Source organism: Erwinia sp. PME.40.26/001 (genome assembly GCF_055556675.1).
This window is the reverse complement of record NZ_JBVHNP010000001.1, coordinates 1114257-1137084: the sequence shown is the minus strand read 5'-3', so window position 1 is coordinate 1137084 and position 22828 is coordinate 1114257. Positions and strand designations below refer to the sequence as shown.

The window sequence follows — 22828 nt, the reverse complement described above, 5'->3', positions numbered from 1 at the left end:
TGTCTGCGAAATGTCAAAGCCCGAATTGACCCCTGCGGTGCGTTTGCTGGCAAAAGCAGCAGGATGCGGGTTTTTTATCTTGATTGGACAATCTTCAATCTCTGCGCCAGATCTCACTTTGTTGTCTTTCGCTGGCCGATGTTAGAGGTGTGTCAAATTTTTGTTATTTGCTGATTTTAAAACATGCGTTTCGATGCTTTCATGATGAAAGTTTCAATTGACGTTATTATGAAACAAAAAAACTGCTCTGCGGCAACGCAGGTGGGGATGACAGAAAGAGAAACAGCAGAATGGCATTTAACTTACTGTTTTTAAATTTAAAATAAGCACCCGACACTGAGTAAAAAGAGCGATAGTTTTACCCAAAATAGTTACCTCCTACACTTTAATAACGCCGTGGGTGGGGTGAGGTGAATGTAAAAGAAATTTTTCATTCGCAGGATCCGACACCTTCGCATGCTAATGATAAAAAGGGCCTGGACATGAACGTGAAAAAAACAATTTTAGCGTCACTGTTAGTCTGCATGTTACCCGTTACCAGCTTTGCCAAAGACCTGCAGGTAGGCGTCTCTATGGCACTGTTTGATGACAACTTCTTAACGATTGTCCGTAACTCCATTACTAACGAAATGAAAACGGAAAACGTGAAAGGCCAGATTGAAGACGCCAAAGGTGACGTCGCACAGCAGCTGCAACAGGTTCAGAACTTTATCGGGCAGGGCGTTGACGCCATCATTATCAACCCGGTGGATACCAATGCGGTAAAACCGATTGTTGATCTGACCAGCAAAGCTGGCATCCCGCTGGTGTTTGTTAACCGTAAACCGGCAACCGAACTGACCGGCAAAATGGCCTATGTGGGTTCCGACTCTGAACTGGCGGGTCGCCTGCAGATGGAAGCCCTGGCAAAGCGTATGGACTACAAAGGTAACGTTGCCATCCTGCTGGGTGACCTGGCAAACGAAGCTACCCGTGACCGTACTAAAGGCGTTGAAGCGGTAGTGGCGAAGTACCCGGGCCTGAAAGTGGTACAGAAACAGACCGCGAAATTTACCCGTAATGACGCGGTAGACGTGGTGAGCAACTGGATGACCGCCGGCGATGATATCCAGGCCATCGCGTCAAACAACGACGAAATGGCTATCGGTGCCCTGCAGGCGTTGGGGAAAAACGATCAGAAAATCCTGATCGCGGGCGTGGATGGTACACCGGACGCGCTGCAGATGATTAAAAACGGAAAAATGGTCGCGACCGTCTTCCAGGATGCGAAAGGTCAGGGTGCCGGTGCCGTACAGACAGCCGTGAAACTGGCGAAAGGTGAGCAGGTGCAGAAAAACGTCTTTATCCCTTATCAGCTGATTACCAAAGATAACTACACCAACTTCACCAGTAAAAACCTGAAATAACTTTCGCTGAACTCGTAGTACGGAGGGTGTTAAATGACCGCATATGCGCTTGAAGCCGAAGGCATCAGCAAGTTTTTCCCGGGCGTGAAGGCGTTAAGCAACGTCTCATTCCGTATCAAGCCGGGAACGGTGCATGCTCTGATGGGTGAGAATGGCGCAGGTAAATCCACGTTAATGAAGTGCCTCATCGGGATTTATCGTCCCGATGAGGGACAAATTCGCATTAAAGGACAACCTGTGCAGTTTACCGATACGCTGGACGCGCTGCGTTCAGGTATTTCCATGATTCACCAGGAGCTTAATCTGGTACCGCATATGACGGTCGCCGAAAATATCTGGCTGGGTCGCGAGCCAATGAGGCTCGGCTTTGTTGACCACGGTAAGTTAAACCGTTTAACCCGGGACCTGCTGACTAAGCTGAATATTCGTCTGCGTCCTGAGCAAATGGTGGGCGATCTCAGCATCGCCTCCCAGCAGATGGTGGAGATCGCCAAGGCGGTTTCCTGGAACTCCGATATCGTGATTATGGATGAACCGACCTCGGCACTGACGGAAACCGAAGTGGCGCATCTGTTCACCATCATTCGCGACCTGCGGTCGCAGGGTAAAGCCATCATCTATATCAGTCACAAAATGGATGAAATCTTTGCCATTACCGATGAAGTCAGCGTGTTCCGTGACGGCACCTGGGTGGCCAGCAACGATACGGCGAGCTACACCCGCCAGTCGCTGATCACCCAGATGGTGGGACGTGAACTGACCCAGCTGTTCCCGAAAACGGACAGCAATATCGGTGAAGACGTACTGACGGTGCGTAACCTGACGCGTAAGGGTGTGTTCCACGACGTGAGCTTTAATGTTCGTCGCGGGGAGATCCTGGGGGTGGCGGGTCTGGTGGGTGCCGGACGCAGTGAGGTGATGGAAAGTCTGTTTGGCATGACCTCCATCGACAGTGGTGAGATCCTGATTGACGGTGTTCCGACCACGATTGACTCACCGGCCAGCGCCATTGAAAAGGGGCTGGCGTTCCTGACCGAAGACCGTAAAAAGTCAGGCCTGTTCCTGGTGCTGTCGGTCATGGAAAACATGAGTATCGTCAAAATGACGGACTACAGCGCCAATGGCGGGTTCGTTAATCATGGCAACATGGCCAAAGACTGTCTGGAACAGATCAAGCGTCTGAATATCAAGACGCCGACCATGGACCAGATCATCAATAACCTCAGCGGCGGTAACCAGCAGAAGGTACTGATTGCCCGCTGGCTGCTGGCCCAACCGAAAATCCTTATCCTTGATGAACCTACCCGTGGTATCGACGTCGGCGCAAAGGCGGAAATCTACCGTCTGATCAGCGAACTGGCGAGCCGTGGCGTCGCCATCATTATGGTCTCCTCAGAACTGCCGGAAATTATCGGTATGAGTGACCGCGTGATGGTCATGCACGGGGGACGTATTACCGGCATCCTCAATAAAGAAGAAGCCGACCAGGAAACCATATTGTCGTTGGCGTCCGAGTAAGGGCGTAAGGTAAACAAACATGAGTGATGTGAAAATGACAACGCAACAGTCCGCTGAAACCCCGTCGTTCTTCAGCAACCTGAAAGGCAAACTGCCTAAAGATACCGGTATTTTCGTGGTCATGGTCGGCATCGCGCTGATTTTTGAAGCCTTCGGCTGGTATGTCCGCGATCAGTCATTCCTGATGAACCCGAACCGCCTGGTGCTGATCGTGCTGCAGGTCGCTATCATCGGTATTATCGCCGTGGGCGTAACCCAGGTAATCATTACCACGGGCATCGACCTGTCATCCGGGTCAGTGATTGCACTGACGGCGGTGGTGGCGGCCAGCCTGGCGCAAACCTCTGAAAGCCTGTCACCAATGTTTCCTTCGCTGGTCGACATGCCTGCCGTGCTGCCCATCGGGGCGGGGATCGGGGTCGGTATTCTGTGCGGTATCGTTAACGGCGTATTGATTACCAAAACCGGCATTCCTCCCTTTATCGCCACGCTGGGGATGATGGTGTCGGCACGCGGTCTGGCACAGTACTACACCCAGGGTAACCCGATCAGCTTCCTCTCCGACGGCTTCACCGCCATCGGGCAGGGCGCAATGCCGGTGATCATCTTCCTGGTGGTGGCGGTGATCTTCCATATCGCACTGAAACACACCCGCTACGGGAAGTACGTTTACGCCATCGGCGGCAACATGGTGTCGGCGAAAGTCTCCGGTATCAACGTTAATAAATACCTGATCATCGTCTATACCATTGCGGGCGGGCTATCCGGCCTGGCCGGTGTGGTACTGGCAGCGCGCGTCAGCAGCGGTCAGTCAAGCATGGGCCTGGGCTACGAGCTGGATGCGATTGCCGCAGCGGTCATCGGCGGCTCCAGCCTGATGGGTGGCGTCGGGCGCATTACCGGTACGCTGATTGGTGCGGTGATCCTCGGCCTGATTAAAAGCGGCTTCACCTTTGTCGGTGTCGACGCCTACATTCAGGACATCATCAAAGGGATGATTATTGTCGCAGCGGTCTCGATTGATATGTACCGCAACCGCAGCAAGCGTTAATCCCCCTGTCGGGGCTGACCGAAGTACGGGTCAGCCCCCGACAAAAAAGCCTGCACACCCTCAACGCATATTCTGCACCATCCCTGTGCAATAGCCGGAAAGGGATCTGACCTGTCAGATATTCCACGCCCTTATTATTCCTGCGTCCGTAATCAGATTCTCTTATTTTACGGCCTGTTAGCCTGCATCCCGCCTGCCTTGTCGCCTTTAGGATAAATCTGGCACGTCCCTTGCAAAACCTGTTCTGTCAGAGTGAAAACTTATTATAACGGCCAGCATCGCTGGCACCCGGGGAACCGTGACGGAGGCAACATGAACTTAAGACGACTGAAGTACTTCGTGAAAATCGTCGATATTGGCAGCCTGACGCAGGCGGCAGAAGTGCTGCATATTGCACAGCCGGCTCTCAGCCAGCAGGTGGCAACGCTGGAAAATGAACTTGACCAGCAGCTGCTGATCCGCACCAAACGCGGCGTGACGCCGACCGACGCGGGCAAAATCCTCTATTCCCACGCCCGCACTATCCTGCGCCAGTGCGAGCAGGCCCAGTCGGCGGTCATTAATGCCGGTCAGGCGCTGTCAGGCCAGGTATCTATCGGGCTGGCACCGGGAACGGCGGCCTCGTCGCTGACCATGCCGCTGCTGCAAACCGTGCGTGAGCAGTTTCCCGACGTGCTGGTTTACCTGCATGAGAACAGTGGCGCGCTGTTAAACGAAAAAGTGATGAATGGTCAGCTGGATATGGCCGTGCTGTATGACCGCTCCCCGGCTGCCGGCATCACCAGCATTCCGCTGATGAAAGAAGAACTTTACCTGGTTGGGGCCAGCGCCTGCCCCGGCCAGACCGTCGACCTGACCGACGTCGCCGGGATGAACCTGTTCCTGCCGCGTGACTACAGTGCCGTGCGCAAGCGCGTTGATGAGGCTTTCTCCCTGCGTCGCCTCAGTGCCCGCATTATCGGTGAGATTGAATCCATTGCCACGCTCACCGCCGCGGTATCCAGTGGCATGGGTGCGACGGTGCTGCCAGAGTCAGCCGCGCGTGCGCTGGTCAACGCCACGGATGCGTGGATGGCACGTATTACCAGCCCGACGCTGAACCTGCCGCTGTCGCTGAATATTTCCGCCAGAGGCCCGCTGTCACCTTCCGCCCAGGCGGTAAAAAATATCCTGCTGTCACTGCTCAACACCCCCGTATCGGAAGATCGTGAGCTGATGCTGGTCAGCTGATTTCCCCCTGTGCCGGGCGCGCAACCGCGCGCCTCACTTCCCCGCCTTATCGCTAAAAAGCATATAAAACCTCTTTTTATTATTTGTTGCTATCAATGTGCGTCCTTAACATGCAGGAAACCAACAAATAACAGAGGGAGGAGCGCGCGTGAATTTTCAGCAACTTAGAATCATCAAGGAAGCAGCACGCTGCGAGTTTAATCTTACCGAAGTGGCCAATGCGCTGTTTACCTCTCAGTCCGGCGTCAGCCGCCATATTCGCGATCTGGAAGATGAACTCGGGGTCGAGATCTTTATCCGGCGGGGTAAACGCCTGCTGGGCATGACCGAGCCCGGCAAAGCGCTACTGACCATTGCCGAACGCATTCTCGATGAAGCGGGCAAAGTGCGTCGCCTGGCCGACGTGTTTACCAACGAATCCAGCGGCGTGCTGACCATTGCCACTACCCATACGCAGGCGCGTTACAGCCTGCCGAGAGTGATTAAAGCCTTCCGTGCGCTGTATCCCAACGTGCGCCTTGAGCTGAATCAGGGGTCGCCGCAGGAGATTGTTTCCATGCTGGTGGCGGGCGAAGCCGATATCGGTATTGCCAGTGAGCAGGTAGTGAATAACCCGGCGCTGGCCGCTTTCCCGTGGTTCAGCTGGCACCATGCGCTGCTGGTGCCGAAGGGTCACGAGCTGGAACAGCAGCAGCCGCTGACGCTGGCGGCCCTCAGCCGCTATCCGCTGATCACCTACCGTCAGGGGATCACCGGGCGGTCGAAGGTCGATCGTGCCTTCCATGCCGCCAGTCTCCAGCCGGATATTGTGCTCAGTGCGCAGGATTCTGACGTGGTGAAAACCTACGTTGAGCTGGGCCTGGGCGTTGGGGTACTGGCCGATCAGGCCTGCCAGCTGGATGAACACTCCCCGCTGACGCGGCTGGAAGCCCGCCATCTGTTCGACTCCAATACCGTCTGGCTGGGGCTGAAGCGCGGTCAGTTACAGCGCAATTTTGTCTGGCAGTTCCTTGAGCTCTGCAATGCCAACCTGTCGCTGGAAGAGATCAAGCGTCAGGCACTGTCGCTGAACGATGAAGAGCCGGTGATCGACTTCCAGATCTGACATGGCGTCCGGTGCAGCTATATACTGACAGGCGTGTGTCTTCCGCCTTATCCCTTAACGGCATAAGCTCCGGGTACCTTTATCCGGGAGCTTAAGCCATGACCTCATCTCTTCCCCGTTCTTCCTCCGGCCCGCTTTGTGCGCTGGCCTTCAGTATGCTGATCTCCTCAATGGGCAGCAGTATTGCCAATGTCGGCCTGCCGACGCTGGCGGTGGCGTTTAACGCCTCTTTTCCGCAGATACAGTGGGTGGTGCTGGCGTATTTGCTGGCCGTCACCGCCTCAGTGCTGGCGATGGGGTGGCTGGGCGACCGGTTCGGACGACAGCGGCTGCTGGGCTACGGCGTGCTGCTGTTCAGTGTGGCATCGCTCGGCTGCGGTCTGGCCACCCACATCGGCTGGCTGATTGCGGCGCGGGTTGTGCAAGGCCTGGGCGGCGCGATGATGATGGCGAATACCCTGGCGCTGGCGATCCAGGTGTTGCCTGCCGACCGCACCGGGCGCGCCATGGGGCTGCTGGGCACCGTCTCTGCCATCGGCACGGCGCTGGGGCCTGCGCTGGGTGGCCTGCTGATTGCGGGTTTCGGCTGGCAGGCGCTGTTTCTGATTAACCTGCCGCTTGGGCTGCTGGCCTGGGGGCTGATCCAGCATTCTCTGCCGCCTGCCGTTACCAGCGTAACGGCTGCCCCTCGCGGTTCGCTTCGGGCGTTGCTGCGTCACGGGGGTCTGACGCACGGGCTGCTGATGAGCATGGCGGTGACGATGGTGATGATGACCACCTTCATCGTCGGGCCGTTTTATCTGAGTCACGGGCTGCACCTCACCCCGCGCCACACCGGGCTGGTGATGGCGGTGGGCCCGCTGGTTGCGGCACTGAGCGGTCTGCCCGCCGGGCGGCTGGTGGACGGCCTGGGCGCTCGCTTTACAACCTCAGCCGGATTAGCGGCCGTGGCGGCGGGGTGCCTGCTGCTGGCCGCTCTGCCGCCCGCCGCCGCAGCGGCGGGTTATATGGCCGGGCTGGTGCTGCTGACGGCGGGCTATGCGCTGTTTCAGGCAGCGAATAATACCGCTTTGCTGAAAGGGGCCGATCCGGCGCGGCGCGGTCTGGTCTCGGGGCTGATGAATCTGGCACGTAATCTGGGCTTTATTGCCGGTGCCGCACTGATGGCGGCCGTCTATGCCGCCGGGGTGCGCTACGGGCATTATGCGGCGGATCTGGCATCGTCTCATGGCATGCGGGTGACGTTTGGCCTGGCGGCAGGGATGGTGATGATGGCATTTCTCCTTTCGCGCAGTGCCGGGCGCTGACCGCTGGGGCTCTATTTTTGCCCCTGAATGCGGCGCAAACCCGTCCTCATCACCCCGACGGCATAAAATTTCGTATCCTGCCGCAATTCACGCGCCGCCGCGCATCGGCCTGAGCGATAACGCAGCATTGCCTGCGCCTCCTCCGCTACAGTGAAATGAATCGATTAAGGAGACGCTATGCTCGCAAAACGTTTACAGGATGCCACTCTGCTGCGCCAGCAGGCCTATTTTAACGGGCAGTGGCAGGATGCTTTTAACGGTGATACCCTGCCGGTGATTAACCCCTCCACTGGCGATGTGCTCTGTACCATTCCCTCGCTCGGGGCGGCAGAAACAGAACAGGCGATTGCCTTTGCCGATGCTGCCCGCCAAAGCTGGGCGAAAACACCGAATGCGCAGCGCGCACTGCTGCTTGAAAAGTGGCATCAGCTGATCCAGGACAACGCTGAGGACCTGGCGATTATCATGACCGCCGAGCAGGGCAAACCGCTGGCGGAAGCCCGTGGGGAGGTGCTGTACGGTGCCGGGTTCGTTAAATGGTTTGCGGAAGAAGCCCGCCGCATCTACGGCGATACCATTCCGGCCCCCAGCGACGACCGCCGCATCCTGGTGCTGAAACAGCCGGTGGGCGTGGCGGCGGCGATTACCCCGTGGAACTTCCCGATTGCGATGATCACCCGCAAAGTCGCCCCGGCGCTGGCGGCGGGCTGTCCGATCATTGTTAAACCCTCAGAGCTCACGCCGCTGTCGGCGCTGGCGCTGGTGGAGCTGGCCCGGCGGGCGGGCATCCCGGCCGGCGTACTGCAGGTGGTGACCGGGTTGCCGAAGGCCATCGGGGAAACCCTGACCGCCAGCCGCACGGTGCGCAAAATCTCCTTTACCGGCTCAACGCGTATTGGCCAGCTGCTGATGCAGCAGAGCGCCGACAGCATTAAACGTCTGAGCCTTGAACTGGGCGGGAATGCGCCGCTGATTGTCTTTGATGATGCCGACCTGGAGATTGCCATCAGCGGAGTGATGATGAGTAAGTTCCGCAACGCCGGGCAGACCTGCGTCTGCGCCAACCGCATCCTGGTGCAGCGCAATATCTACCCGCGCTTTGCCGAACGCCTGCTGGCGGAAGTGGCAAAGCTGAAGGTTGGCGACGGCTTTACTGAGGGCAGCACCATCGGGCCGCTGATCAACCAGGCGGCGGTGACTAAGGTGAATAGTCATATAGAAGACGCGCTCAGCCACGGCGCGGAGCTGCTGGCGGGCGGTATCAGCAGCGGCAACGGCACCTTTGTTGCGCCAACGGTGCTGGGCGGCGTCACCCGCGCGATGCGTATTGCCCACGAAGAGACATTCGGGCCGGTGGCACCGCTGTTTATCTTCGATACTGAAGAGGAAGCGATTGCGATGGCCAATGACACCCCCTTCGGTCTGGGGGCGTATTTCTTCACTGAAGATATTCGCCGTGCCTGGCGGGTAGGCGAGGCGCTGGAGTTTGGCATGGTTGGCTTTAATACCGGGTCGGTTTCGCTGGAAGTGGCACCGTTTGGCGGGATTAAATTATCCGGCGTTGGGCGTGAAGGTTCGCGCTACGGCATCGAAGAGTATCTGGAATCGAAAGCCTTCCATTTCGGCAGTCTCTGACCTGTCCGTTTTCGTTCCGGCCGCAGGCGCACTGCCTGCATTTATTCACCCGGTCACTGAGTTGAGTTATCTGAGTGTCCGGGGATCCATTCCCTTACCACCATGCGAATTATTTTTAGTAAGAATGACCGTTAATCGTTAAAAAAAGGCCCGCGACCTGAAAAGGTGCGGGCCTTTTTTTATCTGTAATACCGACACTTAACGCAAAGCGCTTACCGTCATCGCGCTTATTTGGTGCAAGTTTAGTACCGGATTCACCGCCGTGGTGCGTTTATTTTGTGATGAAAATCATCTATTTACTCAGTCGGTTTATCTGTCATAAAACACTCGCCATTACGGCAGAAAATTTTTTTGCACCCGCTTTTACGCATTATTATTTTTTTGCACGGGTGGCATACTTTCTGCATTGCTTAATACAAATGAAATAACTCAGACCAAAAAGTTCTGGTCAACATTAAGGGTCCGTACATGCTCAGTTTCGATCCCGATAAAATAGCGATACCGGCAGGACATTTCATTAATGGTCAGCATCTGACCGGAAACGGAGAGGCGATAACCGTTAACCGTCCGTCCGACGGCCAGCGTGCCGCCGACCTGTTTGAAGCCGATGCCGCGCTGGTGGATGAGGCCGTGACCGGTGCCGACCGGGCGGTGCGCGACAGCGGCTGGGCATCGTGCCCGCCGCGCCAGCGCGGGGCGGTACTGCATCGCTGGGCCGACCTGATTGCCGCCGACCCGTTACTGGCACAGCTGGAGTCACTGGGTTCAACCCGACCGATTTACGATGTGGTCAACCACGAAATTCCGTTTACCGCTGAAGCCATCCGCTTTTATGCCGAATGCGCCGACAAATACAGCGGTGACGTGCTGCCGACCCGTGATACCAGCCTGGGGATGCTGGTGCCGGAGCCGTATGGCGTGATCGGGGCCATCACGCCGTGGAATTTCCCGCTGTCGATGGCGTCGTGGAAATGTGGCCCGGCGCTGGCAGCAGGTAATGCTGTGGTGCTGAAACCTTCGGAGCTGACGCCGTTTTCCACCGTGCGTATGGCCGAGCTGGCTGTTCAGGCTGGCCTGCCCGCCGGGGTACTGAATATTATCCAGGGGGGCGGGGCGGTCACCGGCAGTGCGCTGGTGGCACATCCTCTGGTGCGCAAAGTCTCTTTCACCGGGTCCACCGCCACCGGGGCACGCATTATGAGCGACGCCGCCTTCAACGGCATGAAGCCGGTGACGCTGGAACTGGGCGGTAAAAGCCCGCAGCTGGTGTTTGATGACTGCGGTGATATTGATGAAGTTGCCGGGCGGATCCTGCGCGGCTTCACCGCCAACGGCGGCCAGGCCTGCGTCGCCGGCACCCGTCTGATTGTTCAGCGTGGCATTCACGACGCGCTGATGAGCAAACTGATTGAACTGTGCCAGGGGTTCCGTGCTGGCGTGACCTGGGACGAAGCCAGCCGCTATGCGCCGATGATTGACCGCCGGCAGGCGGAAAAAGTGGCCTCGGTGGTCTCCAGCGCCCGTCAGCAGGGGGCAGAAGTGCTGGTCGGCGGCGAGCGCTTTGCGGATACCGGGGAGGGCTACTTCTGGCAGCCGACACTGCTGGCGGTGAGCGGCCATGACAACCCGGCGGTGCAGGAAGAGATCTTCGGCCCGGTGCTTACCGTGCAGATCTTTGACGATGAGGCTGAAGGGCTGGCACTGGCTTCCCACCCGACCTACGGCCTGTGCGCCGGGGTGCATACCAAAAATATTGACCGTGCCCTGCGTGCGATGCGCGGTATTGCGGCCGGGACGGTGTGGATCAACCGTTACGGGCGCTCCGGCGACTTTATTATCCCCACCGGGGGCTTCCACGGCTCCGGCATCGGCAAAGATCTGGGTCGTCAGGCTTTCGAGGCCTGCCAGCGCTACAAAAGCGTGCTGATCGACTTCTGAATCCCGTTTCATCCTTAAACCGAACTCTGTAGAGGTAGCGCAATGGCTGTGTTTAAACCGAAATACATCACCTTCGACTGTTACGGCACGCTGATCAACTTCGACATGGCCGGTGCCGCTGCCGCCATCTTCGCCGACCGCGTCAGCCCGGCGCAGATGCTGGCGTTCACCAATGACTTTTCAAGCTACCGCCTGGACGAAGTGCTGGGGGCATTCAAGCTTTATCCGCAGGTGGTGGCCAGTGCGCTGTACCGCACCTGTAACAAATGGGGCGTGGAGTGTACGGAGGCCGACTGCGCGGCGGTGATGACCGCCTGCGCCACCTGGGGCCCGCACCCTGATGTGCCTGCCGGCCTGGCGGTGGTGGCCAGAGAATTCCCCCTGGTGCTGCTGACTAACTCGACCGATGAGCTGATCAAAAACCACGTCCCGCGCCTGGGCGCACCGATCCACATGACCATTACGGCAGAAGAGGTGGGGGCCTACAAGCCGCAGATGAAGGGCTTTGAGTACATGCTCAACAAGCTGAACTGCGGCCCGGAGGAGATCCTGCACGTCTCAAGCAGCCTGCGCTACGACCTGATGACCGCCTATGACCTGGGCATCAAAAACAAGGTCTACGTTAACCGCGGTCACGGTCCGGGCAACCCGGCCTATGAGTATACCGAGATCAGCGGTATCGGTGGTCTTCCGGGCGTTGTCGGGCTGTAAGCCGCAGAGGAGCAGGGCATGAAACTGGAATCATTCTGGCAGGCAACGGCCCCGGTATTCACCGGGGCAACCCCCGGCGACCTGCCAGCCACCGCAGATGTGGTGGTGATTGGCGGCGGCTTTACCGGCATCTCTGCCGCACTCAGTCTTGCCCGCAGCGGCGTCAACGTGGTGGTGCTGGAAGCGGGTGAGGTCATGAGCCAGGCCTCCGGGCGCAACGGCGGTCACTGTAATACCGGGGTGGCACAGAACTTCGCCGCGATGGTGGAGTCCCAGGGCGTCGAACAGGCTACCCGCTACTACCGGGCCTTTGCCGATGCGGTGGACTACGTGCAAGGCGTGGTCGCCAGCGAGCAGATCGACTGTGATTTCCGCCGCTGCGGCAAGCTGAAGCTGGCCAGCAAGGCGTCACATCTGCCGTCGCTGGTAGCGGCGTGCGAGATGATGAAACGCCACGTTGACCCGGATGTGGAAATCCTCAGCGCCGATGAAGTGAAACGTGAGATTGACTCGCCGCAGTTCCACGGTGCGCTGTTACAGCATCACGGCGGTCAGATGCACATGGGTAAGTTTGGCGTTGGCCTGGCGGAAGCCGCTGCCCGTGCCGGTGCGGCCATCTATCCGCACCGGGCAGTCACCGGCCTGACGCGGCTTAACGGCTACCGCCACCGGGTCAGCACCGCGAAGGGCGATATTGTGGCCGAAAAAGTGCTGATGGCCACCGGCTGCTCGAATAGCGGCCCGTTTGAGTGGTTCCAGCGGCGCATTATCCCGGTGGGCAGCTTTGTGGTGGTCACTGAACCGCTGGAAGCCGGTCTGCTCAACCGTTTACTGCCGGGTGACCGCACCTATGTCACCTCGCTGAACCTGGGCAACTATCTGCGCACCACCGCCGACCGTCGTCTGGTGTTTGGCGGCCGCGCCCGCTTTGCCATCAGCAACCCGATGTCGGATGCGAAAAGTGGCGAAGTACTGAAAGCGGGGATGCAGGCCATGTTCCCGGCGCTGGGTAACGTTGCCATCGATTACTGCTGGGGTGGACTGGTGGATATGACCGCTGACCGACTGCCCCATGCCGGTGAACAGGACGGGGTGTTTTACTCGCTGGGCTACAGCGGGCACGGCACCCAGATGTCCGTGTGGATGGGCCGGGTGATGGCCGATCTGATAGCAGAAAAAGTAACGACAACCCGTGGCAGCGCAACAGCTGGCCAGCGGTTCCCGGCTACTTCGGTAAGCCCTGGTTCCTGCCGGTAGCGGGGCTTTACTACAAAGCCAAAGATAAATTTTCCTGATCTCCGCCATTCTTTGGGCCACCGACACGCTGGCTTTCACCACGGGCTGACAATGGCTCGCGGGGATCCGCTACGTTGCCGTTCTGCGGCGGCTCCAATGATTCAGGGGGTCGCTGATTTCAACATCGAGGGTATGCAAATGAGTAAATTTCGCAAAGAATTTAGCCGCGTTAACCCGAATCTGACCCAGGCGATAACGGATGTTGCCATTTCCCGACGCGGCATGATGAAGCTGCTGTCCGCCGGTGCGGTGATGAGTACCGGCCTGATTGGTTTCCCGGAGTTCAGCTTCGCTGCGGAAACGCCGGTCAAGGGGGGCAAACTGCGTGCAGCGGTCGCCAACGCTTCGGCCAGTGATACCCTCGACCCGGCGAAAGGCAGCAACAGCGGCGACTACTGCCGTCAGTTTATGTTCTACAGCGGCCTGATGGAGCTGGATAAAGACCTGAAGGCACAGCCCGCGCTGGCAGAGTCAATGACCAGCACCGACGGTCTGGTCTGGCAGGTGAAGCTGCGCCCTGGCGTGACCTTCCACGACGGTAAAGCGCTGACTGCCGCCGACGTGGTCTACTCCCTCAGCCGCCACAAAGACCCGGCGGTCGCCTCAACGGTCATCACCCTCGCCAGCCAGATGAAAGAGATCAAGGCGGTGAGCCCGGGGGAAGTGCAGATCACGTTAGATCAGCCTAACGTCGACCTGCCGTCGATTCTGGCCACCAGCTCTTTCCTGATCGTGCAGGACGGCACCAAAGACTTCAGTAAAGCGATTGGCACCGGGCCGTTTGTGCTGACCTCATTCCAGCCGGGCGTACGCACCGTCGGCAGCAAAAACAAAAACTACTACAAACCGGGCCTGCCTCACCTTGATGAAGTGGAGCTGATGGGGGTGACGGATCCTGCGGCACGCGTCAACGCCCTGATGTCCGGCGACCTGCATATGGTGTCCACGCTCTCCGCCAATGACGTTAAACGCCTGCGGCAGAACGGCAAATTTACCATCATGGAGAGCAAATCAGGCATGTACAGCGACCTGATTATCCGTACTGACCGTGCGCCGGGTAACCACCCGGACTTCGTGCTGGCGATGAAATATCTGCAGCCGCGCGAGATGATCGTCAAGACCGTGCTGCAGGGCTTTGGGGATATCGGTAACGACACGCCGGTGCCGCCGTGGCATCCGATGTTTAACAAGGATCTGCCGCAGCGTCCGCTGGATCTCGATAAGGCGAAGTTTCACCTGAAGAAGGCCAATATGGTCGGCGCGAAAATAGAAGTGATCACCACGCCGAACATCGAAGGGGCCGTTGAAGGCGGCCAGCTGCTTCAGCAGATTGCCCGCTCTGCCGGTCTTAACGTGGCGGTACGTCGCGTGCCGTATGACGGTTACTGGTCGGCCCACTGGATGAAAGATCCCATTGGTTACGGTTCGGTTAACCCGCGTCCGACGCTGGATATGCTGTTCTCCCAGTTCTATTACTCCACCGCATCCTGGAACGAATCGGGCTGGAAAAATGCCCAGTTCGACCAGCTGGTCACCGCCGCCCGGGGTGAAAGCGACCAGGCAAAACGCAAGCAGATGTATGGCGACATGCAGAAGCTGGTGTACGACAACTGCGGCACGCTGATCCCGGCCTTTATCAGTACGATGGATGGCTGCAGTAACAAAGTGAAAGGGGTAGAAGCGATGCCGTCAGGCATGATGATGGGCTATCGCTTCCACGAGTACGCCTGGCTGACGTCGTAAATTTTTAAACTTTCACCAGGAGAATGGCGATGAACAGGTATCTTTTGACACTGATATTCCGGCGCATCGGGTCGGGCATACTGACGCTGCTGATTGTCTCGGCGCTGGTGTTCTTTATCACCAGCATGCTGCCGGGGGACGCCGCACAGATGATCCTCGGCCAGTCCGCGACGCCGGAAACGGTCGCGGCACTGCGCCAGCAGCTCGGCCTCGATCAGCCGCTGGTGATGCGTTACTTCAGCTGGCTGGCCGGGATGTTTCAGGGCGACTTTGGCACCTCGTTCGCCAGCAATCTTCCGGTGACGCAACTGGTGGCACAGCGTATACCGGCCACCTTCCAGCTCGCCGTTACTACCACCCTGGTGTCGGTGCCGCTGGCGCTGTTTATCGGCATTACCGCGGCCATGAAGCGCGGATCTCTGCTCGATCGTGCGCTGGTAGTCAGCACGATGGCCGTGGTGGCGGTACCGGAGTTTCTGGTTGCCACCGTGGCGGTGATTATCTTCGCGGTCAAACTGCAGTGGGTGCCGGCGATGTCGCTGGGCTCCACCCATCAGGACTTCCTCGGCTTTCTGCGGACCTTTGCCCTGCCGGTGATGACGCTGTGCTGCGTGGTGGTGGCACAGATGGCAAGGATGACCCGGGCAGCCATCGTCAATCAGATGGACAGCCCGTATCTGGAAATGACCCTGCTGAAAGGCGTCTCGCCGCTGCGTGCCATGCTGCGCCACGCGTTGCCGAATGCTGTGGGCCCGATTGCCAATGCCATCTCACTCAGCCTCTCGTACCTGTTTGGCGGCGTGATCATTATCGAAAGTATCTTCAGTTACCCGGGGCTGGCCAGCCAGATGGTGGATGCGGTCAGCAACCGCGACCTGCCGGTGGTACAGCTGTGCGTCATGTTCTTCGCCGTCTGCTATCTGGTGCTGTTGCTGGCCGCTGACATTCTGACTATCGCATTCAATCCTAAGTGGAGGGGCTGATGAATCTGTTGACGCTGCCGTGGCGCTTCTTTCAATCGCTCACCATCAGTGGCCGTATCGGTCTGCTGATCACCCTGTTCTGGATCTTTATGGCGGTGTTTGGCACTGCCCTCGCGCCGCACAACCTGGAGGATATCGGCGGCGGTCCGCTGTTTGGTGACTTCAGCCGCGAATTCTGGTTCGGCACCGACTACCTCGGGCGCGATATTTTCAGCCGTATCCTGTTCGGCGCACGCTACTCTATCGGCCTGGCGCTCACTGCAGCCGTGCTGGCCAGCCTGGTCGGTACGCTGCTGGCGCTGCTGGCGGCCGTCGCCGGGCGCTGGCTGGAAGAGGTGCTGGGGCGCATCAACGACGCCATGCTGGTGCTGCCGGGCAAAATCCTTGCGCTGATGATCGTCGCGGTGTTTGGCTCGTCGCTGCCGATGCTGATTATTACCGCCGTGTTTACCTACTGGCCGGGGGCGTACCGCATTGCCTACGCCATGGCCTCCAGCCTGCGTTCGATGGATTATGTCCAGGCCTCCCGCCTGCGCGGAGAGAGCCGTCTGTACGTGGCAATCCACGATATTCTGCCGAATATGCTGCACCCGATGCTGACCGACTTCGGCCTGCGCTTTGTCTATATCGTGCTGCTGCTCAGTGGTCTGAGCTTCCTCGGGCTGGGCGTGCAGCCGCCTTATGCCGACTGGGGCACCCTGGTGCGCGAAAACTTACAGGGATTATTTGATGGCTCCCCGGCGGTGCTGATGCCGGCAGTGGCGATTGCCAGCCTGACCATCGGGGCCAACCTGTTTATTGACAGCCTGCAGTCGATGCGTTCCTTAACCGTCGTTGCTAAGGGGGTTGCATGAATATTACGCCACATGCGTCTACGCCGGTGGTCTCCGTTGATGGCCTGCGGGTCACTGCGCAGGCCGATGACGGGCGCGAAATTGCGCTGGTCTCCGACATTCACTTCACCGTGCAGAAGGGGGAAGTGCTGGCCCTGATTGGCGAGTCCGGTTCCGGCAAAACCACCATTGCCCTGGCGCTAATGGGCTATGCCCGCCACGGCTGTCAGATTGCCGGGGGCACCGTCCACCTTGCCGGAACGGACGTCACCTCGCTTACGCCGTCACAGCTGTGTCAGTTCCGCGGCAATAAAGTGGCCTATATCGCCCAGAGTGCTGCGGCCTCTTTCAACCCGGCGATGAAGATCATGGACCAGGTGGTGGAGCCGGTGGTGATCCACGGCGTGATGAACCGCGCCGATGCGGAAACCAAGGCCATTGAGCTGTTCCGCGAGCTGGCGCTGCCCAACCCGGAAACCATCGGTGACCGCTATCCGCACCAGGTGTCCGGCGGCCAGCTCCAGCGTCTGATGACCGCCATGGCGCTGATCAGCGACCCGGAGGTGGTGATCCTCGATGAACCGACCACTGCCCTGGATGTCACCACCCAAGTCGAAGTGCTGAAAGCCTTTCGCCGCGTGGTACGCCAGCGCGGCACCACCGCCATCTACGTCAGCCATGATCTGGCGGTGGTGGCGCAGATGGCGGATAAAATTCTCGTGCTGCTGAAAGGGGCCATTGCCGAATACGGCACCACCGAACAGCTGCTGCGCGCACCGAAAGCGGAGTACAGCCATCTGCTGCTGGAAGCGGCCAGGCAGAAACCGCGACCGAGTCCGTGGCAGGCTCAGGATGACAGCGTGCAGCCGCTGCTGCAGGTGCGCGACCTGTCCGCCGGTTACGGCCCGCTGGACAGTGACGGCCAGCCGAAAATTAAAATCCTGCAGGAGATTAACTTCAGCCTGTATCGCGGCCAGGCCATTGGCATTATCGGGGAGTCCGGCTCGGGCAAAACCACGCTGGCCCACGCCATCGCCGGGATGAACAAGCCGTGCAGCGGCCATATTCTGTTTAACGGTCACTACATTGCCGGGGATATGCGCCAACGCCCGGAAAACGAACTGCGCCGCATCCAGTATGTGTTCCAGATGGCGGATACCGCCCTGAACCCGGCGCACAGTATTGAAACCATTCTAAAGCGCCCGCTCAAGCTGTTCCACGGCCTGCGCGGTCAGGCGCTGGAGCGGCGCATGTTGCAACTGCTCGATCTGGTGCGCCTGCCGCGCAGCGTGCTGTGGCGTAAGCCCTGGTCGCTGTCCGGGGGGCAGAAGCAGCGCGTCAACCTGGCCCGTGCGCTGGCGGCCGAGCCGGACCTGATCCTGTGTGATGAGGTGACTTCGGCGCTGGATACCGTGGTGGCAGCGGCCGTGCTGGATCTGATCACCGAGCTGCGCCGCGAGCTGGGCCTGTCGGTGCTGTTTATCAGCCATGACCTGCATGCGGTGCGTTCGGTGTGTGACGAGATTATTGTGGTGAAAAATGGCCGGATGGTCACCCAGGTCGCGCGCGCCGACTACGACAAGCCCTCCACCGAGTTGTACTATGAGCGGCTGAAACGCGCCGTGCCGGAGCTGCGTCAGGGCTGGCTGGACGAACACGAAGAGAGCGACATCGCCTTGTAAGACGGGGCGACCGGCAATGCCGCAGTCGCTGATTGATGAAGGGGGGGATCTTTTTTCCGGTCCGCCCGTCACACTATTTTCAGGTAAGGAACAACATGCCCGCACCCATTCGATACGTACAGGACAGCCCGCATTTTCCGCCTGCGGCCGATGTGGTGGTGATTGGTGCCGGCATTGCCGGGGCCGCTGCTGCCTATGAACTGGCGAAAAAAGGCGTCAGCGTGGTGCTGATTGAAAAGGGCCTGGTCAGCGGCGAACAGTCAAGCCGCAACTGGGGCTGGTGCCGCCAGCAGAATCGCGACGAGCGCGAGCTGCCGTTAATCAAATATGCGCTGCAACGCTGGGGTGAGCTGGGGGCGGAAACCGGGGAAGAACTGGGCTTCCGCCGCAGTGGGCTGGTGTACGCCACCCAGAACCAGGACGACATCAACGCCTGGGAAGCCTGGAATAAGATGGCCAGAGGCTATGACTTCCACAGTGAGATCCTCACGGCGGAGCGCGCCAGGGCGATGACGCCGGGCAGCACCAGCGCATGGCTGGGAGGCGTGTCCTCGCCCACTGACGGACACGCCGAGCCGTCTCTGGCGGCACCGGGCCTGGCGATTGCCGCCCAGCGGCTGGGCGCGATGGTGTTTCAGCAGTGTGCGGTGCGCGGGCTGGATATTTCCGCCGGCCGCGTCAGCGGCGTGCTCACCGAACGGGGGCTAATCAAAACCAGCAGCGTGATCTGCGCAGGCGGCACCTGGACCTCGATGTTCTGCCGCCGTCACGGTATCGATCTGCCTCTCGGCAACGTCATTGGCACGGCGTTCCGCACCGCGCCCATCGAACAAAAAATTGCCCTGCCGCTGTATACGCCGGGCTTCGCCTGCCGCCCGCAGCTGGACGGCAGTTACACCGTGTCTGTCTCCGGGCGCGGACGCCTGGAGCCCGGCCTGCAGGGTCTGCGCTATGCCCGTCAGTTCTGGCCAACCTTTAAGGCGCGGCGCAAAAACCTGAAGATCAACCTCGGCATTAGCCCGTTTATCACCGGGCCGGAAGCGTACGCCCACTGGCGTATGGACGGCATCTCACCGTTTGAAAAAGTGCGCATTCTCGACCCGTCCCCGGATATGGCGATGGTGCAGGAGGGGCTGAGCGCCATGCGTAAAGAGTTCCCGTCGATGGAGAAGGTGCGCCTGGAGCAGGCCTGGGGCGGGATGATCGACAGCACCGCCGATGCCGTGCCGGTGATCTCCCCGGTTGCTAAACTGCCTGGCCTGGTGCTGTCCGCCGGTTACAGCGCCCACGGTTTTGGCATTGGCCCCGGAGCCGGGCGGCTGGCCGCTGACCTTGCCACGAAAGATACCCCGATTGTTGATCCGACGCCGTTCCGCTACGAACGGCTGATCGACGGTTCCGGCCTTGATGCGCCGGGAATGATGTAAGGAGCCGAAATGACGATTGAATTTGTTGCGATGAACGAAACCCATCTGGATGCCGCCTTTGCCCTGACGCAGCAGGTGAAATGGCCGCACCGCCGTGCCGACTGGCAGCAGGCGCTGCGGCTGGGTGAAGGCCTGGTGGCCGTGGAGAAGGGCGAGGTGATTGGCACCGCGCTGCGCTGGCGCTGGGGGCGTGATTACGCCACCCTCGGGCTGGTGATTGTCAGCGGGGACCAGCAGGGGCGCGGCATTGGCAGAGATTTGATGCAGCAGACGCTGGCGAAGCTGGAGGGGAGCCACGTGCGGCTGCACGCGACGGAGGCGGGTAAACCGCTGTATGAAAAGCTGGGCTTTGTCGCCACCGGCCACGTTGAACAGCATCAGTGCCGGGAGCTGGCGGCGGTCTCCGCCATTGCCTGTGGGCCACAGCAACAGCTGCGCAGCGCCAGCGTGCAGGATGCCGCGCTGCTGACCGCGCTGGATCGTCAGGCGCTGGGGCAGCACCGCCCGCTGCTGATCGCCAACCTGCTCGACAGCGCAGAGCGTTTTCTGGTGCTGGAAGAGAACGGAACGGCCGCCGGGTTTGCCTGCCTGCGCCGCTTCGGTCACGGCTATGCGATTGGCCCGGTCATCGCACGCAGCCCGGGGAATGCGAAGCTGCTGGTCAGCCAGCTGTTAAGCGGGGTCAGCGGTCAGTTTGTGCGCATCGATACCGACCGATCGGCGGGGATGGGGCCGTGGCTCACCGGACTGGGTCTGGTGGAAGTGGATACCCCGGTCACCATGTACAAAGGGGTGCCGTGGCAGCCTGAAACGGGCGGGATGCAGGCATTCGCCCTGATGAGCCAGGCGCTGGCCTGATGAACATTGTCTATAAGTCTGAGCCCGAACGTGGAAAAAAATGGGCCGCGCTGGTGGCGGAACGGGCACCCGCTACCCGCTTTCATCTGTGGCCGGACACCGGCAATCCGGAAGAGGTCGGGTACCTGGTGGCGTGGATACCGCCAGATGACATTATGCAGCAGTTTCCCAACCTGAAAGTGCTGTTTTCGGTGGGAGCAGGGGCCGATCAGTTTGACTATGCCAGCCTGCCACCGACGCTGCCGGTGGTGCGGATGATCGAACCGGGCCTGACCCGCGGGATGGTGGAATATGTCACCTTTGCCGTGCTGGGCCTGCACCGTGATATGCCGCGCTATCTGCAACAGCAGCGGGAGGGCCTCTGGCAGGCGCACAGCGTACACACCGCTGCCAGCCGCCGCATAGGCGTGATGGGGCTGGGCACGCTGGGCGAAGCGGTGCTGCAGCCGCTGGTGGCCCTGGGCTTTGACTGCGCGGGCTGGAGCCGGTCGCCGCGCGACCTGCCGGGCGTACAGTGCTATGCGGGCAGTGACCGCCTGGGCGAGTTCCTTGCGCGCACCGACATTCTGATCTGCCTGCTGCCGCTCACCGCCAGCACCGAAGGGATGCTCAATGCGGATCTGTTCAGCCAGTTACCCCGTGGGGCGGCGCTGGTACAGGTCGGGCGCGGCGCGCAGCTGGATCATGACGATTTAATCCGCGCCCTCGACAGCCAGCAGCTGCGGGCAGCGGTGGTGGATGTCACGGCACCGGAACCGCTGCCGCCCGGTCATGCCTTCTGGCAGCATCCTGCCGTCTGGCTGACACCTCATATCGCCAGCCAGACGCAGCCCGAGAGTGCGGTGGAGGCGCTGCTGGACAATATTCGTCGCTTTGAGCGTGGTGAACCGATGATCGGCGTGGTCGATCGTGAAAAAGGATACTGATATGGATCTTGCCGCATTAGTGGCGCTCCGGCGCGATATTCATCAGCACCCCGAACTGGGTTATCAGGAGCACCGCACCAGCGCGCTGGTGGTTGAGTTCCTCACCCGCCTGGGGCTGGAGGTTCATCAGGGCATCGGTAAAACCGGCGTGGTCGGCGTCCTGAAGCGCGGCAGCAGCACGCGTACGGTTGGCCTGCGCGCCGATATGGATGCGTTGCCGATGGCCGATAACGGCAGTCAGCCGTGGAAGAGCCGTCAGCCCGATGTCTGCCACGCCTGCGGGCATGACGGCCACACCGTTATGCTGCTGGGGGCCGCTCAGGCGCTGGCGGCGGAGAGCAGTTTTGACGGTACGGTCTGTTTTATCTTCCAGCCGGCGGAGGAGGGGCTGGCCGGGGCGCAGGCGATGATCGACGACGGCCTGTTTACCCGCTTTCCCTGTGACGCGGTCTATGCCATTCATAACTGGCCGCAGCTGCCGCTGGGCACGGTACAGACCCGGCCAGGGCCGATTATGGCCGCTGGCGATGCCTTCAGTATCACCGTGGAGGGCGGCGGCGGCCATGCTGCCCAGCCGCAGCTGACCGGCGATACGCTGCTGGCCACCAGTGAACTGGTGGTGGCGCTGCATACGATTGTCAGCCGCGATCTGGACCCGTGCGATCCCGCCGTGCTGACGGTGACGCGCATTAACGGCGGTTTCTCCCATAATATGATCCCGGCGCAGGCGACCCTGAGCGGGACGGTACGCACATTTGATGCTGGCGTGCAGGATCGGATTGAACAGCGCATGCGCGAACTGGCGCAGCATGTCACGGCGGCACACGGGCTGACGGCGCGGGTGACCTACGATCGCTACTATCCGGCGACCATCAACGGTCAGCATGAAGCCCGGGTGGCGCTGAACGCCGCGCGCCGCGCCGGGCTGGAGCACGGCCCCGCACTTAAACCGGCAATGACCTCGGAAGACTTCTCCTTTATGTTGCAGGCCACACCCGGGGCCTATGTCTGGCTGGGGTCGGCGGAAAGTCGCCCGCTGCATCACTCTGAATATGACTTTAACGATGCGCTGATCCCGTACGGCATCCGCTGGTTCTGCGCGGTGGTGCAGGAATCCCTGCCGGTAAAAATTTAATTCAACGTTTGGGACAAATTACGAAAGTTAATGCTGCTGCCGCC

General features: G+C 59.8%; 17 protein-coding genes and 1 pseudogene. All 18 read left to right on the top strand.

Annotated elements, in window-relative coordinates:
• The first annotated feature begins 482 nt into the window (after nt 1-482).
• The gene (locus tag ACZ3HG_RS05560; protein ID WP_118665712.1) at nt 483-1406 is read left to right on the top strand and encodes a sugar ABC transporter substrate-binding protein; all 924 of its coding nucleotides are present in this window, start codon (nt 483-485) and stop codon (nt 1404-1406) included.
• 33 nt (nt 1407-1439) lie between these two features.
• Complete coding sequence (locus ACZ3HG_RS05555) at nt 1440-2924, top strand: sugar ABC transporter ATP-binding protein (RefSeq protein ID WP_137269317.1); 1485 nt, start codon at nt 1440-1442, stop codon at nt 2922-2924.
• 19 nt (nt 2925-2943) lie between these two features.
• Nucleotides 2944-3975 (top strand): ABC transporter permease, encoded by a 1032-nt coding sequence (locus ACZ3HG_RS05550; RefSeq protein ID WP_062742693.1) that lies wholly within the window; start codon nt 2944-2946, stop codon nt 3973-3975.
• Between the two features lie 312 nt (nt 3976-4287).
• Complete coding sequence (gene nac / locus ACZ3HG_RS05545) at nt 4288-5205, top strand: nitrogen assimilation transcriptional regulator NAC (protein WP_191932774.1); 918 nt, start codon at nt 4288-4290, stop codon at nt 5203-5205.
• A gap of 148 nt (nt 5206-5353) precedes the next feature.
• Nucleotides 5354-6310 (top strand): HTH-type transcriptional regulator Cbl, encoded by a 957-nt coding sequence (gene cbl, locus ACZ3HG_RS05540; protein WP_191932773.1) that lies wholly within the window; start codon nt 5354-5356, stop codon nt 6308-6310.
• A gap of 98 nt (nt 6311-6408) precedes the next feature.
• Nucleotides 6409-7617, top strand: coding sequence for an MFS transporter (locus ACZ3HG_RS05535; protein WP_465332168.1), 1209 nt, complete (start codon nt 6409-6411; stop codon nt 7615-7617).
• Between the two features lie 177 nt (nt 7618-7794).
• Nucleotides 7795-9252: an NAD-dependent succinate-semialdehyde dehydrogenase gene (locus ACZ3HG_RS05530; RefSeq protein ID WP_465332166.1), complete on the top strand. Its 1458-nt coding sequence runs from the start codon at nt 7795-7797 to the stop codon at nt 9250-9252.
• 468 nt (nt 9253-9720) lie between these two features.
• Entirely contained in the window at nt 9721-11190 is a 1470-nt protein-coding gene (locus ACZ3HG_RS05525; RefSeq protein WP_191932770.1) for an aldehyde dehydrogenase family protein, read from the top strand.
• Between the two features lie 42 nt (nt 11191-11232).
• Nucleotides 11233-11901 carry a haloacid dehalogenase type II gene (locus ACZ3HG_RS05520; RefSeq protein WP_062742688.1) on the top strand — a complete coding sequence of 223 codons (669 nt, stop codon included), beginning with the start codon at nt 11233-11235 and terminating at the stop codon, nt 11899-11901.
• 18 nt (nt 11902-11919) lie between these two features.
• Nucleotides 11920-13196: pseudogene (locus ACZ3HG_RS05515) on the top strand (NAD(P)/FAD-dependent oxidoreductase).
• 139 nt (nt 13197-13335) lie between these two features.
• The gene (locus tag ACZ3HG_RS05510; protein WP_191932768.1) at nt 13336-14940 is read left to right on the top strand and encodes an ABC transporter substrate-binding protein; all 1605 of its coding nucleotides are present in this window, start codon (nt 13336-13338) and stop codon (nt 14938-14940) included.
• A gap of 29 nt (nt 14941-14969) precedes the next feature.
• Entirely contained in the window at nt 14970-15923 is a 954-nt protein-coding gene (locus tag ACZ3HG_RS05505; RefSeq protein ID WP_062742686.1) for an ABC transporter permease, read from the top strand.
• A complete protein-coding gene (locus ACZ3HG_RS05500; RefSeq protein ID WP_137269314.1) occupies nt 15923-16777 on the top strand; it encodes an ABC transporter permease in 855 nt (284 codons plus the stop codon). The genes ACZ3HG_RS05505 and ACZ3HG_RS05500 overlap by 1 nt, the downstream gene beginning before the upstream one ends.
• Nucleotides 16774-18438: an ABC transporter ATP-binding protein gene (locus tag ACZ3HG_RS05495; RefSeq protein WP_191932767.1), complete on the top strand. Its 1665-nt coding sequence runs from the start codon at nt 16774-16776 to the stop codon at nt 18436-18438. Before ACZ3HG_RS05500 ends, ACZ3HG_RS05495 begins: the two co-directional genes overlap by 4 nt.
• Before the next feature lie 95 nt (nt 18439-18533).
• Nucleotides 18534-19865, top strand: coding sequence for an NAD(P)/FAD-dependent oxidoreductase (locus ACZ3HG_RS05490; RefSeq protein ID WP_191932766.1), 1332 nt, complete (start codon nt 18534-18536; stop codon nt 19863-19865).
• A gap of 9 nt (nt 19866-19874) precedes the next feature.
• Nucleotides 19875-20723 carry a GNAT family N-acetyltransferase gene (locus tag ACZ3HG_RS05485; RefSeq protein WP_118663832.1) on the top strand — a complete coding sequence of 283 codons (849 nt, stop codon included), beginning with the start codon at nt 19875-19877 and terminating at the stop codon, nt 20721-20723.
• Complete coding sequence (locus ACZ3HG_RS05480) at nt 20723-21649, top strand: 2-hydroxyacid dehydrogenase (RefSeq protein WP_118663833.1); 927 nt, start codon at nt 20723-20725, stop codon at nt 21647-21649. The genes ACZ3HG_RS05485 and ACZ3HG_RS05480 overlap by 1 nt, the downstream gene beginning before the upstream one ends.
• Nucleotide 21650: 1 nt before the next feature.
• Nucleotides 21651-22784, top strand: a complete 1134-nt coding sequence (locus ACZ3HG_RS05475; protein ID WP_465332161.1) for a M20 aminoacylase family protein — start codon at nt 21651-21653, stop codon at nt 22782-22784.
• Nucleotides 22785-22828: the final 44 nt, after the last annotated feature.

Excerpts from the sequence above, each read along its gene's own strand:
- ACZ3HG_RS05560 (WP_118665712.1), top strand. The coding sequence starts at position 483 with ATGAACGTGAAAAAAACAATTTTAGCGTCACTGTTAGTCTGCATGTTA.
- ACZ3HG_RS05555 (WP_137269317.1), top strand. The coding sequence starts at position 1,440 with ATGACCGCATATGCGCTTGAAGCCGAAGGCATCAGCAAGTTTTTCCCG.
- ACZ3HG_RS05550 (WP_062742693.1), top strand. The coding sequence starts at position 2,944 with ATGAGTGATGTGAAAATGACAACGCAACAGTCCGCTGAAACCCCGTCG.
- nac (WP_191932774.1), top strand. The coding sequence starts at position 4,288 with ATGAACTTAAGACGACTGAAGTACTTCGTGAAAATCGTCGATATTGGC.
- ACZ3HG_RS05535 (WP_465332168.1), top strand. The coding sequence starts at position 6,409 with ATGACCTCATCTCTTCCCCGTTCTTCCTCCGGCCCGCTTTGTGCGCTG.
- ACZ3HG_RS05530 (WP_465332166.1), top strand. The coding sequence starts at position 7,795 with ATGCTCGCAAAACGTTTACAGGATGCCACTCTGCTGCGCCAGCAGGCC.
- ACZ3HG_RS05525 (WP_191932770.1), top strand. The coding sequence starts at position 9,721 with ATGCTCAGTTTCGATCCCGATAAAATAGCGATACCGGCAGGACATTTC.
- ACZ3HG_RS05520 (WP_062742688.1), top strand. The coding sequence starts at position 11,233 with ATGGCTGTGTTTAAACCGAAATACATCACCTTCGACTGTTACGGCACG.
- ACZ3HG_RS05510 (WP_191932768.1), top strand. The coding sequence starts at position 13,336 with ATGAGTAAATTTCGCAAAGAATTTAGCCGCGTTAACCCGAATCTGACC.
- ACZ3HG_RS05505 (WP_062742686.1), top strand. The coding sequence starts at position 14,970 with ATGAACAGGTATCTTTTGACACTGATATTCCGGCGCATCGGGTCGGGC.
- ACZ3HG_RS05500 (WP_137269314.1), top strand. The coding sequence starts at position 15,923 with ATGAATCTGTTGACGCTGCCGTGGCGCTTCTTTCAATCGCTCACCATC.
- ACZ3HG_RS05495 (WP_191932767.1), top strand. The coding sequence starts at position 16,774 with ATGAATATTACGCCACATGCGTCTACGCCGGTGGTCTCCGTTGATGGC.
- ACZ3HG_RS05490 (WP_191932766.1), top strand. The coding sequence starts at position 18,534 with ATGCCCGCACCCATTCGATACGTACAGGACAGCCCGCATTTTCCGCCT.
- ACZ3HG_RS05485 (WP_118663832.1), top strand. The coding sequence starts at position 19,875 with ATGACGATTGAATTTGTTGCGATGAACGAAACCCATCTGGATGCCGCC.
- ACZ3HG_RS05480 (WP_118663833.1), top strand. The coding sequence starts at position 20,723 with ATGAACATTGTCTATAAGTCTGAGCCCGAACGTGGAAAAAAATGGGCC.
- ACZ3HG_RS05475 (WP_465332161.1), top strand. The coding sequence starts at position 21,651 with ATGGATCTTGCCGCATTAGTGGCGCTCCGGCGCGATATTCATCAGCAC.